Annotated in this window: 14 protein-coding genes; 8 read left to right on the top strand and 6 right to left on the bottom strand. The window is 72.6% G+C overall.

The genetic code is table 11. The features are described 5' to 3' along the window. Positions 1–32: 32 nt before the first annotated feature. Both ACIA8D_RS36910 and ACIA8D_RS36905 read right to left on the bottom strand, forming a co-directional pair. The gene (locus tag ACIA8D_RS36910) at positions 33–584 is read right to left on the bottom strand and encodes a SigE family RNA polymerase sigma factor (RefSeq protein ID WP_399238977.1); all 552 of its coding nucleotides are present in this window, start codon (positions 582–584) and stop codon (positions 33–35) included. A 174-nt stretch (positions 585–758) separates the two neighbouring features. After that, a complete protein-coding gene (locus tag ACIA8D_RS36905) occupies positions 759–1,658 on the bottom strand; it encodes an A/G-specific adenine glycosylase (RefSeq protein WP_399238975.1) in 900 nt (299 codons plus the stop codon). A gap of 172 nt (positions 1,659–1,830) precedes the next feature. Between ACIA8D_RS36905 and ACIA8D_RS36900 the strand changes: the two genes are divergently transcribed. Together ACIA8D_RS36900 and ACIA8D_RS36895 are read left to right on the top strand one after the other, a co-directional pair. Then, positions 1,831–3,399: a sensor histidine kinase gene (locus ACIA8D_RS36900; protein ID WP_399238973.1), complete on the top strand. Its 1,569-nt coding sequence runs from the start codon at positions 1,831–1,833 to the stop codon at positions 3,397–3,399. Then, a complete protein-coding gene (locus ACIA8D_RS36895; RefSeq protein WP_399238971.1) occupies positions 3,400–4,077 on the top strand; it encodes a response regulator in 678 nt (225 codons plus the stop codon). It abuts the gene before it with no gap. 13 nt (positions 4,078–4,090) lie between these two features. On the opposite strand, the gene ACIA8D_RS36890 is transcribed toward ACIA8D_RS36895, so the two are convergent. Further along, positions 4,091–4,762, bottom strand: coding sequence for a phosphatase PAP2 family protein (locus ACIA8D_RS36890; RefSeq protein ID WP_399238969.1), 672 nt, complete (start codon positions 4,760–4,762; stop codon positions 4,091–4,093). Positions 4,763–4,948: 186 nt separating this feature from the next. On the opposite strand from ACIA8D_RS36890, the gene ACIA8D_RS36885 reads away from it, so the two are divergent. Next, a complete protein-coding gene (locus ACIA8D_RS36885; protein WP_399238967.1) occupies positions 4,949–5,764 on the top strand; it encodes a hypothetical protein in 816 nt (271 codons plus the stop codon). Positions 5,765–6,003: 239 nt separating this feature from the next. Here the strand turns inward: ACIA8D_RS36885 and disA are convergent, their stop codons facing one another. Continuing rightward, complete coding sequence (gene disA, locus ACIA8D_RS36880; protein WP_399238965.1) at positions 6,004–7,128, bottom strand: DNA integrity scanning diadenylate cyclase DisA; 1,125 nt, start codon at positions 7,126–7,128, stop codon at positions 6,004–6,006. 93 nt (positions 7,129–7,221) lie between these two features. After that, positions 7,222–8,628 carry a DNA repair protein RadA gene (radA, locus tag ACIA8D_RS36875; RefSeq protein ID WP_399238963.1) on the bottom strand — a complete coding sequence of 469 codons (1,407 nt, stop codon included), beginning with the start codon at positions 8,626–8,628 and terminating at the stop codon, positions 7,222–7,224. Positions 8,629–8,832: 204 nt separating this feature from the next. Here radA and ACIA8D_RS36870 point away from each other — a divergent pair, with 204 nt between their 5' ends. Next, positions 8,833–10,521 carry a hypothetical protein gene (locus ACIA8D_RS36870; protein WP_399238961.1) on the top strand — a complete coding sequence of 563 codons (1,689 nt, stop codon included), beginning with the start codon at positions 8,833–8,835 and terminating at the stop codon, positions 10,519–10,521. Positions 10,522–10,552: 31 nt separating this feature from the next. Here ACIA8D_RS36870 and ACIA8D_RS36865 read toward each other — a convergent pair whose 3' ends face one another. Beyond that, positions 10,553–11,368, bottom strand: coding sequence for a hypothetical protein (locus tag ACIA8D_RS36865; RefSeq protein ID WP_399239043.1), 816 nt, complete (start codon positions 11,366–11,368; stop codon positions 10,553–10,555). Between the two features lie 146 nt (positions 11,369–11,514). On the opposite strand from ACIA8D_RS36865, the gene ACIA8D_RS36860 reads away from it, so the two are divergent. The 4 genes from ACIA8D_RS36860 (at position 11,515) to ilvD (ending at position 15,989) form a co-directional block, all read left to right on the top strand. Continuing rightward, entirely contained in the window at positions 11,515–12,465 is a 951-nt protein-coding gene (locus ACIA8D_RS36860) for a Ppx/GppA family phosphatase (RefSeq protein ID WP_399238959.1), read from the top strand. Positions 12,466–12,582: 117 nt separating this feature from the next. Beyond that, positions 12,583–13,407 carry a sugar phosphate isomerase/epimerase gene (locus tag ACIA8D_RS36855; RefSeq protein ID WP_266711285.1) on the top strand — a complete coding sequence of 275 codons (825 nt, stop codon included), beginning with the start codon at positions 12,583–12,585 and terminating at the stop codon, positions 13,405–13,407. Then, positions 13,404–14,012, top strand: a complete 609-nt coding sequence (locus ACIA8D_RS36850; protein WP_399238957.1) for a TetR family transcriptional regulator — start codon at positions 13,404–13,406, stop codon at positions 14,010–14,012. Before ACIA8D_RS36855 ends, ACIA8D_RS36850 begins: the two co-directional genes overlap by 4 nt. Positions 14,013–14,135: 123 nt before the next feature. Further along, positions 14,136–15,989 carry a dihydroxy-acid dehydratase gene (ilvD, locus tag ACIA8D_RS36845; RefSeq protein ID WP_399238955.1) on the top strand — a complete coding sequence of 618 codons (1,854 nt, stop codon included), beginning with the start codon at positions 14,136–14,138 and terminating at the stop codon, positions 15,987–15,989. The last annotated feature ends 107 nt before the right edge of the window (positions 15,990–16,096 follow it).

Here is a 16,096-nt window from a genome sequence, read left to right as displayed (position 1 = left end):
CAGGGACATACGAATCCCCGAGGCACGTATGCCTAGGCCGCGCAACGCTCCCGCTCCTCACGTTCGAGCGCGCGGCCGGCCAGTTCCTCGCGCTCTCGCTTCTCCAGCTCCTCACGGAGCCGGGCGAGGGCCCGGTGCAGCGTGCTCTTCACGGTTCCGGCCGACATTCCGAGAGCGGCGGCCGTCTCCTCTGTGGACATCTGCTCCCAGTGTCGCAGCACCACGACGCTGCGCTGCTTCGGAGCGAGCACCTTCATGACGTCCATCAGCAGGGCGCGGTCCGCGTGCTGCTCCGTCGAGTCGTCGATCGAGGACTCCGGCAGCTGCTCGGTGGGCACTTCCTCCAGCTTGCGCGCCCGCCACCACTCGGTCCGCGTGTTGATCATGACGCGGCGCAGATACGCGTCCGCGAGGCGCTTGTCCGCTATGCCGTCCCAGCGCCCGAGCGTCCGCACGAGTGCGGTCTGCAGCAGGTCCTGGGCGTCGACAGGATCGGGCACCAGTCGCCGGGCGCTGCGCAGCAGAGCGTCCTGCCGCGTCCGCACGTACTCTTCGAACCCGAGCACTTCACCGGCGTGCGCCATGATCAACTGCCTCCCGCTTCCCGCAATCCCCGTGGACCGCACGGATTGTGTGCGGTTACGAGGAAGAAGTTACGGAGGAGTTGTCACGGCGTTGTCCGTTCCGGCCAGCGGCCAACGCACGACTATCCGTCGGTTGTGTAACGAAGGGCGTCGCGGATCCCCGCGGCCGTCGGCTCAGCCCAGCGGAAGCCGGTACAGACCGCCTGCGAGCGGCTCCACCAGACCGTCGTCGACCAGGCCGTCCAGGGCCCGCGCCCGCTGCACCGGCTCGTCCCACACGCGGTCGAGCATCGACTGGGGCACCGGGGCGACGGCCTCGCGCAGCACGGCGAGCAGCTTGCCGCGCACCTGGCGGTCCGTGCCCGCGTACGTCTGACCGCGGCGCGGCGGGCCCTCGTGCGCGGGTTTGCCGGCGAGCCGCCAGGAGCACATCGCCGCGATCGGGCAGCGGTGGCACTCCTCGTTCTTGGCGGTGCACACCAGGGCGCCCAACTCCATGGAGGCGGCGGCCCACTTCGCGGCGGTGTCCTCCTCCTCGGGCAGCAGCTCCCGGGCCAGCTTGCGCTCGGCGGCGGTCGTCGCGTTCGGCGGGTACTGCACGCCGGCCACGGCGCGGGCGAACACCCGCCGCACGTTCGTGTCGAGCACCGCGTGCCGCTGGCCGTACGCGAACGAGGCGACCGCGGCGGCCGTGTACTCGCCGATGCCGGGCAGCGCGAGAAGCTGCGCGTGGCCGGTGGGTACGTCGCCGCCGTGGCGTTCCGTTATGGCGACGGCGGCGCCGTGCAGGCGCAGGGCGCGGCGCGGGTAGCCGAGCCGGCCCCAGGCGCGGACGGCCTCGCCGGGCGCCTCAGCGGCGAGATCGGCGGGTCGGGGCCAGCGCGCGAGCCACTGCTCGTACACCGGGAGCACGCGGTTGACCGGGGTCTGCTGGAGCATGAACTCGCTGACCATCACGCCCCACGGGCCCGCGTCGCGGCGGCGCCAGGGGAGGTCGCGGGCGTGCTCGGTGAACCAGTCGATGACCGGTGCGTGGAGATCGGCGTTCTCGGGGTTCTTCGTGAGCGCAGTCATGGCATCTCCGATCCTGCCATGCGCGGGTGCCGGGGCCCGTCAAGCCCCTGCGGCGATTGAGCAGCGGGGTCCGGGGCAGCGCCCCGGGGCGGGATGTGGGTGGCCGTAACGGAGCGGGGACCTGACGATCGGCAGAGGTGGCATGCCCCGTCCCGCCGATAGCGTCGGCAGGGTGAAGCCGCGACGACGCACACTGATGGTCGGCCTGTCCCTCTGGACGGCGCTCGCCGTTCCCGTGCTCGCCGTCGAGTGGCTGCACCTGCACGAACCAGACAGCACCTGGCGGCAGCTCGCCGGTATCGGTGTGCTCGGGGGCGCCACCGCGCTGCACCGCCGGTTCCCCGCGACCGCGTTCCTGCTCGCGGCCGCGCCGGGGCTCGCGGTCGCCTCGTCCCTGTTCACCCTCTCGTACGGGTGCGCGCTCGCGGCCTTCGCGTATCTGATGGGGCTGCGTTCGCCGGCCGTGCGGTCCGCGCTCATCGGTTTCGGGGCGGTCGCCGTCGCCGGCACCGTCAAGATCAGCGTCCGGCAGGTCGACCCGGCCGCCGAGTGGCTGGTGCTCATGGGGACGCTGCTGTTCGGCGCGGTCTTCCCGTGGCTCATCGGCCGCTACTGGCGCCAGAGCCGGGAGCTGACCGCCGCCGGCTGGGCCAGGGCCGAGCAGCTGGAGCGCGAGCACCGGATCGTCGCGGACCGCGCCCGGCTGCGCGAACGGGCCCGGATCGCGCAGGACATGCACGACTCCCTGGGCCACGAACTCAGCCTCATCGCCCTGCGCGCCGGAGCCCTCCAGGTCACCCCCGGCCTCGCCGAGGCGCACCGCACCGCCGCCGCCGAACTCCGCTCCGCCGCCTCCGACGCCACCGACCGGCTGGGCGCCATCATCGGCCTGCTGCGCGAGGCGGACGACGAGCAGGCCCCGCTCGCCCCGCCCGGCGAGACCGTCGCGGAACTCGTCGAGCGCGCCGCCGGATCCGGCCTCCCGGTGCGGCTGGTGGGCGCCCCCGAGGCCGCCCCCGGCGCCGACGACCGCACCGCCCACCGCGTCGTCCAGGAAGCCCTGACGAACGCCGCCAAGTACGCGCCGGGCGCCCCCGTCACCGTGGCGGCGCGGCAGGACGGCACCACCACGACAGTCACCGTCACCAACGCCCGCCCGGCGGACGCGCCCGCCGCGCCGTCCGGCAGCGGCACCGGACTGCTCGGCCTGCGGGACCGGATCACCGCGCTCGGCGGCGACTTCGACGCGGGACCGCACGACGGCGGCTTCCGGGTGAGCGCGCGTCTCCCCGCCCCCGGCGCCCCGCGCACGCACCCCGCGGACGCCGGTTTCGTGCACGCCCGCCGCACCGCCAGACGCCGGGTGGGCCTGGCCTTCGGAGCCGCGGCGGTCGTGGGAACCGTCCTGATCGGCGGGGCGTTCACCTGGTACACGTACACGAAGACGCACGCCGTCCTCCCCCCCCCCGCAGGCGTACGCGCACCTGCGCCTCGGCGCCCCGCTGGCCGACATCGCGGCGCGGCTGCCCGAGCGCACGATCAGCGATCCGCCGGTCGAGCGCGCGCCCACGCCCCCGCCCGCGCGGGCCGACTGCCGCTACTACCGGGCGAGCGGCGAACTGTTCGTGACGGTCGAGCACTTCAGGCTCTGCTTCGCCGACGACGCGTCGCACACGCTCGTCGACAAGGCGGTGATCCCCAAGGCGGGCACCGCCGACCAGGTACAGGAAGAGGAGCGTGAATGGGCGCGCTGAGCGGGCCGGGCGGCCGGATCCGGGTGCTGCTCGCCGACGACGAGGCGATGGTGCGGGCCGGCGTCGCCGCGATCCTCGCCGCGGGCGGCGACTTCGAGGTCGTCGCGGAGGCCGCCGACGGGCGGGAGGCCGTGCGCCTTGCCCAGGCCCACCGCCCGGACGTGGCGCTCCTCGACATCCGGATGCCGCGCCTCGACGGGCTCGCGGCGGCGGAGGAGATCACGGCGACGGTGCCCGGCACGGCCGTGGCGATGCTGACCACGTTCTCCGAGGACGGCTACGTGGCGCGGGCCCTCGGCGGCGGCGCGACCGGCTTCCTGCTCAAGTCCGGCGACCCGCACGAACTGATGGCGGGCGTACGGGCGGTGGCGGACGGCGCCGCGTTCCTGTCGCCGAAGGTGGCCCGGCACGTCATCGACGGGCTCGGCGGCGGCCGGCTGACCCGCGAGGCCGCGGCCCGGCAGCGGGTCGGGGCGCTCACGCCGCGGGAGCGCGAGGTGCTCGGCCTGGTCGGCGCGGGCCTGTCGAACCCGGAGATCGCCGGGCGGCTGCATCTCGTGGAGGGAACGGTGAAGGCCTACGTCAGCGCGGTCCTCGACCGGTTGGAGGTCAAGAACCGCGTGCAGGCGGCCATCGTGGCGTACGAGGCGGGGCTGCTGACGTAGCCCGGCAGCGGGTTCAGCGCCGGTGCGAGCCGCGCCGCGAGCGGCCCCCGGACGCCGAGCCGTACCCGGCTCCGGCCCCGGCGGGCCCAGGACCGGCGAACCACCGCACCAGCCCGTTCCCCGACCCCCGCATCGCCTCGGTCACCCGCGCCCCCGGCCGCGTCAGCAGACGTACGACGAGGAACGCGACCAGGGTGCCGAGCAGCAGGCCCACCGCGACGTCGTGCGGATAGTGCACGCCCACGAAGACGCGCGAGAACGCCATCAGGATCGCCATCGGCACGGTCAGCCAGCCGATCTTCGGCCACGCCAGCGCGAGGCCCACGGCCGCGGCGGCGGCGATCGTGGCGTGGTTGGAGGGGAAGGACCAGTCCCCGTAGGCCGGGCAGTCGATCAGGGACGGCAATGCGCCCGAGACCGCGCGGCAGGGCCGCTCCTCGTCGATCCCCGACTTGACCACCTCGCTGATCACGTACGCCACGGCGGTGCCCAGCGGAGCGAGCACCGCGACGGCGAAGGCCTTCGGGTCGTTGCCCCGGGCCCGCCACCAGGCGACGACGAAGAGCACGGCGAACAGCAGCAGCCCGACTTCCGTCCACACCTCCATGAGGTGCTGGATCCACGACGGCGTGTCGTGGGCGAAGTCGAGGATGCTGCGATACAGGTCGGAGTCGATGGTTCCCATGGTGACGGACAGTATGCAATACCCAAGGCCTGTCACATCCAGCGAAGGTCCCGGCCCGCACCTGACGATCGACAGGGGTCCGGGAGCCCGTTCGGGGGTCCGTGCGTGATGATGATCCGGAAAACTTGAGGGCCGAGGCGGCGGGTGGCACCGGACAACGGCCCGATCTCTCGTAAGGTTTGAGCCGTGGGATCTCTGCGCAATCCGATCGGGCCGCTTCCCTCCTCCATCTATTGGCGACGGAGGGTTGTTCTGCTGTCCGTGGTGGCGCTGCTCGCGCTGCTGATCGTATGGATCGTCAACTTGGGCGGTGGCGGCGGCAACAACGGCGCCACGGGCCCCGGCGGCAAGAGTCCGACGGAGTCCATCACGCCCGGACCCTCCGGAACGGGGCCCGCGATCAGCGAACACCCCGGCGGGCGCGACGAGTCGGGCGGCTCCGGCGGCTCGGGCTCGGGCTCCGGCGGCGGTTCAGGGTCCGGTTCCGGTGCGGGATCCGGCGGTTCGGACGACGCCGCGGGCGGCGACTCCGGTGACGGCGGGGGCGGCGGCAGCGGCGGCACGTCCTCGGGGGATCAGGTCCCGGCCGGCTCCAGCCTCCCGGACTGCACGGCGGGCAGCGTGACCCTGAAGGTGCGCAGCGTCCACAACTCGTACGCGCCCGGGGACAAGCCGAAGCTCCAACTCGTCGCCAAGAACACGGCGGACAAGTCCTGCAAGGTCGACCTCGGGCCGAAGACCGCGGTGGTCACGATCACCAAGGCGGAGGGCGACAAGCCGTTCTGGTCCTCCGACGACTGCCCGGCCGGGGCGGGCGGCATGGTGCTGCGGGCCCCCGCGGGCGGCACGGTTCAGCGTGACTTCACGTGGGACCTGCGCCCGAGCGAGCCGCGCTGTGCGACCCCGCCCGCGGGGGCCGCGACGCCGGGGACCTACCTGGTCGAGGTGAAGGCGGCGCAACTGCCTGCGGCGCAGACGTCGTTCGTCCTCAAGGACGGCTAGGGCCTGTCGTTTGGATCAGGCCGGGCTCGCGGGGCCTGGCACGCACGCTCGCGGCGTTGTCGTCGGTCGACGACGCTCCGCGTCGCCTCCCTCCTCCGCCTTGCGATCGCACGCACCAGGCCCCGCTCCCTGATCCGGCCTGATCCAAACGACAAGCCCTAGGTTCGGCGCCCTCCGGTTCGGGCCCTGGGGCTCTGCCCCAGACCCCGCTCCTCAATCGCCGGAGGGGCTTGAATCGGCTACACATACCGCTCGAGGATCGACGACTCCGCCAACCGCGACAGGCCCTCACGGACGCTGCGCGCACGCGCCTCGCCGACCCCGTCGACCGTCTGAAGGTCGTCCACACTCGCGGCGAGCAGCTTCTGCAGGCCGCCGAAGTGCTCGACGAGACGGTCGATGATGGCGCCGGGAAGCCGCGGCACCTTGGCGAGGAGCCGGAACCCGCGCGGGGACACCGCCGAGTCCAGCGCCTCGGGGGAGCCGGTGTAGCCGAGAGCCCTTGCCACTATGGGCAGTTCGAGCAGTTCCGCGTGGCTGAGCGCGTCCAGCTCGACCAGGGCCTCCGCGACCGTGCGGGAGCGCTTGGCTGTGGGCTCGGGCACGTAGTCCCGCGCGACCAGCTCGCGCTCCGGCTCGACGCCCGCGATCAACTCGTCGAGCTGCAGCGCCAGAAGCCGGCCGTCCGTGCCCAACTCGACGACGTACTCGGCGATCTCCGTCGCGATGCGGCGCACCATCTCCAGGCGCTGCGCGACCGCCGTGACGTCCCGGACCGTGACCAGGTCCTCGATCTCAAGGGCGGAGAGCGTGCCCGCCACCTCGTCGAGGCGCAGCTTGTAGCGCTCCAGGGTCGCGAGGGCCTGGTTGGCGCGGGACAGGATCGCCGCCGAGTCCTCCAGGACCCGGCGCTGGCCGTCCACGTACAGCGCGATCAGGCGCATCGACTGGGAGACCGAGACGACGGGGTAGCCGACCTGCTTGGAGACCCGGTCCGCCGTGCGGTGCCGGGTACCGGTCTCCTCGGTCGGGATCGTCGGGTCCGGCACCAACTGGACGCCGGCCCGCAGGATCTTGTCGAGGTTCGAGGAGACGACGATGCCGCCGTCGAGCTTGCACAGCTCGCGCAGGCGCGTGGCCGTGAACTCCACGTCGAGGATGAAGCCGCCCGTGCACATCGACTCGACCGTCTTGTCGGAGCCGAGGACGATCAGCCCTCCGGTGTTGCCGCGGAGGATGCGCTCCAGGCCGTCGCGCAGTGCGGTTCCGGGCGCGACGGCGCTCAGCGCGGCACGCATCAGACTGTCGGCACCGGAGCTTCCGCCGGACTTGCCGGGGGTTGCCGCCCGGTCGTTGGCTGCCACTGCACTCCTCCGGATCGCAGACTTTGGGGTGCCCTGTGGGCTCGGGGTCTACGCCCCGCACGTTCGTACGCACGGGCGAGACCAGGGCAAAGTCTACCGGCGCTGCTCCGGCTCCCGTGGGGCCTCTCGGCGACGGCCCTTCGGCAGCACCCGCAGAGCATCCCCTATATCGGCGACTTCCAGGACCTTCATACCGGCAGGGACCTTTCCGGGATCGGCCGGGACCAGGGCGTGTGTGAACCCGAGCCGGTGCGCCTCGGCGAGCCGGCGCTGCACGCCCGTGACCCTTCTGACCTCGCCCGCGAGGCCCACTTCTCCGATCGCCACGAGGTTCTTGGGGAGCGGGGTGTCGCTCGCCGCGGAGGCGAGGGCCAGCGCGACGGCCAGGTCGGCGGCGGGCTCGGAGAGCTTCACACCGCCGACCGTCGCGGAGTAGATGTCCCGCTTGCCCAACGCGCTGATCCGCCCGCGCTGTTCGAGAACGGCCAGCATCATGGAGACGCGGGAGGTCTCCAGACCGGACGTGGTGCGCCGGGGGGAGGGGATCTGTGAGTCCACTGTGAGCGCCTGGACCTCGGCGACCAGCGGGCGGCGGCCCTCCAGGGTGACGGTCAGGCAGGTGCCCGGCACCGGCTCGTCGCGCCGGGTCAGGAACAGGCCGCTCGGGTCGGCCAGGCCCGTGATGCCCTCGTCGTGCAGCTCGAAGCAGCCGACCTCGTCCGTCGTCCCGTAGCGGTTCTTGACGCCGCGTACGAGGCGCAGGCGCGCGTGCCGGTCGCCCTCGAAGTTCAGGACGACGTCGACGAGGTGCTCCAGGAGGCGCGGGCCCGCGATGGTGCCCTCCTTGGTGACGTGGCCGACCAGGAGCGTGGACATGCCGCGTTCCTTGGAGGCGCGGATGAGCGCCCCGGCCACCTCGCGGACCTGGGACATGCCGCCGGGCGCCCCGTCGATCTCCCCGGACGCGATGGTCTGTACGGAGTCCAGGATGAGCAGCGACGGCTTCACCGCGTCCAAGTGGCCGAGGACGGTGGCCAGATCGGTCTCGGCGGCCAGGTACAGGTGGTCGTCGATCGCGTGGATGCGGTCGGCGCGCAGGCGGACCTGGGAGGCCGACTCCTCGCCCGTCACGTAGAGGGTCTTGTGCTGCTCGCTGGCCGACTTCGCCGCGACGTCGAGCAGGAGCGTGGACTTGCCGACGCCGGGCTCGCCCGCGACCAGCACCACGGCGCCGGGCACCAGGCCGCCGCCGAGCACCCGGTCGAGCTCGGGCACGCCGGTGGTCCGGGCCGTCGCCTGCTTGCCGTCGACCTCGCCGATGGGCAGCGCCGACGTGGTGACGCGGCCCGGTGCGGTGGTGCGCACGGCGGGCGCGCCGTACTCGTCGATCGTCCCCCACGCCTGGCACTCGGGGCAGCGGCCCAGCCACTTGGCCGTCTGCCAGCCGCATTCGGTGCAGCGGTAGGACGGACGGTCCTTGGTCTTCGTACGGGCAGCCATGAACGAAACCGTAGCGGGCAGGTGTGACAACGAGGCCGATGCCGTCCCTACCGCCGCCCGAAGGGCCCCGGAAGTCGCCCCGCGTAGCCGTGCTGGCCACGGAATGACGGCTTCCTGTCCTCTTTTGAGGGATCGTTTCACCCGTAAGGATTAAATGTACTCAAGGGGGAGGAAGCCCCCGCGTGGTGAGCCTACGGTCGCACGGTGATGAGCAGCAGGCCGGAAACTCCCACACAGACCACCGGCGCACACCGGGCGCAGCGCGCCGGGGCGAGGCGGCAAGGGCCGCGTACCGCCCCGCAGCGCCCGCCCGCCCGCTACGAGTCCTGTCTGGACGGCCTGTTCACCTACTGCCTCTCCGTGCTGTGCGATCACGACGAGGCGACCGAGGCCCTCGGTGACGCCCTCGCGCTCGCCGAGCGGCGCGGTTCGCGCGCCCCGGCGGGCGACTCGCCCGCCGAGCGCAGGGCCTGGCTCTACGCGCTGGCCCGCTGGTCCTGCCTGCGCCGTCTGGCGGAGGCCAATCGGCGGCGGCAGAGCGCACAGGACGGCGGCAGGGCCGAGAACGGCCTCCTCCAGGAGGAGCGCAGGCGGCAGCTGGCCCAGCTGGCCTGGCCGGAAGCCGCGGGCACGACCCCGGAGCAGCGCGAGGCCCTGGAGCTGGCCGTGCGCCACCAGCTGTCGCCGCGCGAGGTCGCCGCCGTCCTCGGCACCGACCCCACCGTCACCCGTGAGCTGCTCTCGGCCGCGGCCTGCGAGGTCGAGCGGACCCGCGCCGCCCTCGCCGTCGTCGAGACCGGCACCTGCCCCAGCGTCGCCCGGCTCACCGGGGACAACCAGGTGCTCCTGTCGGCCGCCCTGCGCCGCGAGCTGGTCCGGCACGTCGACGACTGTCCGCGCTGCCGCCGGACCGCCGAGCGCGCCGCGCCCCGCGCCTGGCCCGGCACCTCGGTGACGCCCGCAGCGCTGCCCCTCGTGGAGGCCCCGCGCCCCGCCCTGCACTTCGCGATGAGCGGCCGGCCCGCCGGCGCCCCGCGTTTCGACCGGCGCGGCTACCCGATGGACCCCAAGGACCGTGCGGCCCGCCGCGACCGGCTGCGCTCGCGGGCCGTGACGACGACGGTGGTCGCCACCGTGGTCGCCGCCCCGGTGCTCGCCCTGTGGGCCGCCTACCGGGGCGCCCCGCTGACCGGCGAGGCCGCCGACGGCCGCTCCGTGACGGCCAGCGAGGACGGCACGGCCGACAGCCTCGACGGCGAGCGGACCGGCGGCGCGTACGAGAACGCGGGCAACGCGCGGACGAGCCCCGACCCCCGCTTCACCAACGGCAGCCGCTCACCCGACGTCTCCGTGGAGGTCACCTCGCCGCCCGGGCACGCGGGCCGCGGCCCCGGCCGCATCACCGTGGAGGCCCAGCCCGTCGGGAACGCGACGGCGATCACGCTCACCGCGTCGGGCCGCTCGCCCGTCGACTGGACCGCCTCCACGGACGCGTCCTGGCTGTACTTGAGCCAGTCGGCGGGAACGCTGCGCCCTGGCGAGTCGCTCACGATCCACGTCTACGTGAACGAGTACCGGGAGCCGCGCGGGCACTGGACCGCGCACGTCGGGATCGATCCCTCCGGGGCGATCATCTCCCTTGAGGGGTACGGGGGTTCCGGCGCCGGCGGCGGCACCCATCGGCCCTCGCCGTCCCACTCCGTCCCGTCGTCCCCGTCCCAGCCGACGCCCTCGCCGACGCGCTCCTCGCCCGAGCCGACGAAGGAGCCGACGCAGACCGCGTCGCCGAGCCCGAGCGAGCCCGAGCCCACCCACTCGACGTCCCCGTCCGATCCGGGCTCGCCGTCCGGGACCGGAGGGTCCGGGACGGGCTCGCCGTCAGGGACTCCCTGACCGCCCGTCCCCGGACCACCGGATGTGCGCGTTACGCGGGGTCGGCCGGGTGCGGGGCGATCAGTGGAAGGCCCTTGGGCGCGGCCGCGAGGCGCTCCTCGCACAGCTCGACCAGCTTGTCGTAGCCGGCCTTGCCCATCAGCTCCGTGAGCTCGGGCCCGTACGAGACGTAGACCGGGTCGCCCGCGCCGTGTGCCGACGTCGCCGACGTGCACCACCAGTGCAGGTCGTGGCCGCCCGGGCCCCAGCCGCGCCGGTCGTACTCGCCGATCGAGACCATGAGCACCTTGGTGTCGTCGGGCCGCTCGACCCACTCGTACGTGCGCCGGACCGGGAGCTGCCAGCAGACGTCCGGCTTCGTCTCCAGGGGCTCGCGGCCCTCCTTGAGAGCCAGGATGTGCAGCGAGCAGCCCGCGCCGCCCTTGAAGCCCGGCCGGTTCTGGAAGATGCACGAGCCCTGGTACGGGCGGGTCTGGCGCTCCCCGTCGTCGTCCGTCGACACCCAGCCGGTCTCGGTGCCGATGTCGTGGTGCTGCCAGATGTCCGGCGTGAGGCGTGCCACGTGCTCCGCGACCCGCTTCTCGTCGTCCTCGTCGGAGAAGTGGGCACCGAGCGTGCAGCAGCCGTCGTCGGCGCGGCCCGCCTGGATGCCCTGGCAGCCGCTGCCGAAGATGCAGCTCCAACGAGAGGTCAGCCATGTCAGATCGCAGCGGAAGATCTGCTCGTCGTCCGCCGGGTCAGGGAACTCGACCCACGCGCGCGGGAAGTCGATCGGCTTCTCGTCCGCCTTGGCCCGCTGCTTGGCTTGCTTCTGGAGGTCCTTGGACTGGTCCTTCTGCTTCTTCAGCTCCTGCTTTGCCGACTTCGTCTTCTTGTCGCTCTTGTCGGCCTTGGCCTTTTTCGTCTTTGGCACCGTTCCAGAGTAAAGGCGTCGCGGCCTTCGACAGGACCTTCCTGGACGGGCACGCCGTGCGGAGCAGTAGCGTTCCCTACATGAGACTCGGTGTCCTCGACGTGGGTTCGAATACGGTCCATCTGCTCGTGGTGGACGCGCACCCCGGCGCCCGCCCGCTGCCCGCGCATTCGCACAAGGCGGAGCTGCGGCTCGCCCAACTCCTCGACGAGCGCGGGGCGATCGGGCCCGACGGCGTGGACCTGCTGGTCGGGACGGTCAGAGAGGCGCTGGAGGCCGCGGAGGACAAGGGCGTCGAGGATCTGCTGCCGTTCGCGACCTCGGCGGTGCGCGAGGCCAGCAACGCGGACGACGTCCTCGCCCGGGTCAAGGACGCCACGGGCGTCGAACTGCGGGTGCTCAGCGGCGAGGAAGAGGCGCGGCTGACGTTCCTGGCGGCCCGGCGCTGGTTCGGCTGGTCGGCCGGCCGGCTCCTGGTGATCGACATCGGCGGCGGCTCCCTGGAGATCGCGTACGGCATCGACGAGGAGCCCGACGCGGCGGTGTCGCTGCCGCTCGGTGCGGGCCGGCTGACGGCGGGCTGGCTGCCGGGGGACCCGGCGGATCCGGACGATGTGAAGGCGCTGCGCAGGCACGTACGGGCGCAGATCGCGCGCACGGTCGGCGAGTTCAGCCGGTTCGGGGCGCCGGACCACGTGGTGGCGACGTCGAAGACGTTCAAGCAGCTGGCGCGCCTCGCCGGCGCGGCGCGCTCCGCGGAAGGCCTGTACGTCCAACGGGAGTTGAAGCGGAAGTCCCTGGAGGACTGGGTGCCGCAGCTCGCCGCGATGACCGCGACGGAGCGCTCCGAGCTGCCGGGCGTCTCCGAGGGCCGGTCCGCGCAGCTCCTGGCCGGAGCCCTGGTGGCGGAGGGCGCGATGGACCTCTTCGGCGTCGAAACCCTGGAAATCTGCCCCTGGGCCCTCCGCGAGGGCGTCATCCTCCGCCGCCTCGACCACTTGCCGTCGGAATCAAGCCCCTCCGGCGATTGAGGCGCGGGGCCCGGGGCGGAGCCCCGAGACGTGGGAACGGGTGACCGCAACGGAATGGCAGGCGTGATCGATCGGGTGGGCGACCCGCAACAATGCGGCGCCCCGTACCCTGTCCCCGTGGCAGAACCAGTGGTGCGCATCCCGGATGCGAAGGTCGCACTCTCCACGGCCTCCGTGTACCCGGAGTCGACGGCGACGGCCTTCGAGATCGCCGCGCGCCTGGGCTACGACGGCGTAGAGGTCATGGTCTGGACCGATCCCGTCAGCCAGGACATAGAGGCCCTGCGCCGCCTCTCCGACTACCACCGCATCCCGATCCTCGCCGTGCACGCGCCATGTCTGCTGATCACGCAGCGCGTGTGGTCGACGGACCCGTGGGTGAAGCTCCAGCGCGCCCGGGCCGCCGCGGAGAAGCTGGGGGCGTCGACCGTGGTCGTGCACCCCCCGTTCCGCTGGCAGCGCCAGTACGCGCGGGACTTCGTCCAGGGCATTTGGCGGATGGCGGGCGAGACCGATGTGCGGTTCGCCGTCGAAAACATGTACCCGTGGCGTTACCGGGACCGCGAGATGCTCGCGTACGCCCCCGACTGGGACGTGACCAAGGACGACTACCGGCACTTCACGGTCGACCTCAGCCACACCGCGACGGCCCGCACCGACGCGATGCAGATGATCGACCGGATGGGAGACCGGCTCGGCCATGTGCACCTCGCCGACGGCGGCGGCTCCGGCAAGGACGAGCACCTGGTGCCCGGCCGCGGCACGCAGCCCTGCGCCGAACTCCTGGACCGCCTCGCCGTGAACGGGTTCGACGGACACGTCGTCATCGAGGTCAACACCCGCCGCGCCATGTCCAGTGCCGAACGCGAGGCCGATCTGGCGGAGGCCCTCGCCTTCGCCCGCCTGCACCTGGCGTCGGCCGCGCGGGTGCCGCGTTCATGACCGAGCCGGTGCGCCGCAGGGGCCGCCCCGCTCGTACGGAGACCGGGGACACCCGGGCCGGGATCCTGGACGCGGCCCGCGAGGAGTTCGCCGAGCGCGGCTACGACAAGGCGTCGGTGCGCGGCATCGCCAAGGCCGCAGGGGTCGACTCGGCTCTGGTGCACCACTACTTCGGCACCAAGGAGCAGGTGTTCGCCGCGTCGATCGAGGTGGCGCTCGCCCCGGCCCTCAGGGCCCCGGCCGCCCTGGCCGACGGCCCCCTGGACGAGGTCGGCGAGCGCATGACCCGGTTCTTCTTCGGCGTGTGGGAGTCGCCCGAGACCCGCGTCCCACTGCTCGCGATCCTGCGCTCCGCCGTGAACAACGACGTGGCCGCGGGCGTCCTGCGCCGGCTCATCGCCTCCCGGCTGCTCGCGAGCATCGCCGAGCGGATCGACCTGCCGAAGGAGGAGGCCGAGCTGCGGGTCTCGCTGGCCGCCGCGCAGCTCATGGGCACCGCGATGGTCCGTTACGTGATGCGGGTGGAGCCCATCGCGTCCGCCGACGCGGAGCGGATCATCGCCCGGGTCGCCCCCGTGGTGCAGCTGCACCTGACGGGCCCGTGAGGCCCACCCCCTGAGCGGCACGTGAGACGGCCGTCCCGGCATTCGGACACCCTGTCCAGTGCTTGGATCGGCGGCGTAGTCTCGGGAGACAGTCTTGATATCCCTCTGAAGGAGCGAGCGACGATGCCCGAGCTGAGGTCCCGCACAGTCACCCACGGCCGCAACATGGCGGGCGCCCGCGCCCTTATGCGTGCCTCCGGTGTACCCGGTGCGGACATCGGCCGGAAGCCGATCGTCGCGGTCGCCAACTCCTTCACCGAGTTCGTGCCCGGGCACACGCACCTGTCGCCCGTCGGCCGCATCGTCAGCGAGGCGATCACCGAGGCCGGCGGCATCCCGCGCGAGTTCAACACGATCGCCGTCGACGACGGCATCGCGATGGGCCACGGCGGCATGCTGTACTCCCTGCCCTCCCGCGACCTGATCGCGGACTCGGTGGAGTACATGGTCGAGGCGCACTGCGCGGACGCGCTGATCTGCATCTCGAACTGCGACAAGATCACCCCCGGCATGCTGAACGCGGCCCTGCGGCTCAACATCCCGACGGTCTTCGTCTCCGGCGGCCCGATGGAGTCCGGCCGCGCCACCCTCGTCGACGGCACGGTCCGCACCCTCGACCTCGTCGACGCGATGTCCGAGGCCGTGAACGAGAAGATCTCCGACGAGGACATCCTCCGTATCGAGGAGAACGCCTGCCCGACGTGCGGCTCCTGTTCCGGCATGTTCACCGCCAACTCGATGAACTGCCTGACCGAGGCAATCGGCCTGAGCCTGCCGGGCAACGGCTCGCTGCTCGCCACCCACACCGGCCGCAAGGAGCTCTACGAGCGCGCGGGCGCCACGGTCGTCGAGCTGACCAAGCGCTACTACGGCGAGGACGACGCCTCGGTCCTGCCGCGCAACATCGCCACCCACGCCGCGTTCGAGAACGCGATGGCGCTCGACATCGCCATGGGCGGCTCCACGAACACGATCCTGCACCTGCTGGCCGCCGCCAGTGAGGCCGAGGTCGACTACAACCTCGACCACATCAACGCGGTCTCGCGCCGGGTCCCCTGCCTGGCCAAGGTCGCGCCGAACGTGGCGGGTTCGAAGACGTACTACATGGAGGACGTGCACCGCGCCGGTGGCATCCCCGCCATCCTCGGTGAGCTGTACCGCGGCGGTCTGCTCAACGAGGACGTGCACACCGTGCACTCCCCGTCGATCAAGGAATGGCTCGACACCTGGGACGTGCGCAGCGGCAGCGCTTCCGCCGAGGCCGAGGACCTCTGGTACGCGGCCCCGGGCTGTGAGCGCTCCGCCACCGCCTTCTCGCAGTCCAAGCGCTGGGAGAGCCTCGACACGGACGCCGCAGGCGGCTGCATCCGTGATGTCGCCCACGCCTACTCGAAGGACGGCGGCCTGGCCGTCCTCAAGGGCAACCTCGCCGAGAACGGCTGCGTCGTGAAGACCGCCGGTGTCGACGAGTCCATCTGGACCTTCGAGGGCCCGGCCGTCGTCTGCGAGTCGCAGGAGGAGGCCGTCGAGAAGATCCTGCTCAAGCAGGTCAAGGAGGGCGACGTCGTCGTCATCCGCTACGAGGGCCCCAAGGGCGGCCCCGGCATGCAGGAGATGCTCTACCCGACCTCGTACCTGAAGGGCCGCGGCCTCGGCAAGGCCTGCGCGCTCGTCACGGACGGCCGCTTCTCCGGCGGCACGTCGGGCCTGTCCATCGGCCACGCCTCGCCCGAGGCCGCCGCCGGTGGCACCATCGCGCTCGTCGAGGACGGCGACCGCGTGCGCATCGACATCCCCAACCGCGGCATCGAGCTCCTCGTGAGCGAGGAGGAGCTGGCCGCGCGCCGCGAGGCCCTGGGCGGCGTCTACGCCCCCAAGTCCCGCGAGCGCAAGGTCTCGGCCGCGCTGCGCGCCTACGCCGCGATGGCCACGAGCGCCGACACGGGCGCGGTCCGCGACGTGTCGCAGCTCGGCTAGGAGCGAGGACAGGACCTAGGGCTTGTCGTTTGGATCAGGCCGGGCTCGCGGGGCCTGGCACGCACGCTCGCGGCGTTGTCGTCGGTCGACGACGCTCCGCGTCGCCT

It is taken from the genome of Streptomyces sp. NPDC051684 (assembly GCF_044453445.1).
Classification (GTDB): domain Bacteria; phylum Actinomycetota; class Actinomycetes; order Streptomycetales; family Streptomycetaceae; genus Streptomyces.
This window is presented reverse-complemented; position numbering and strand designations above follow the sequence as displayed.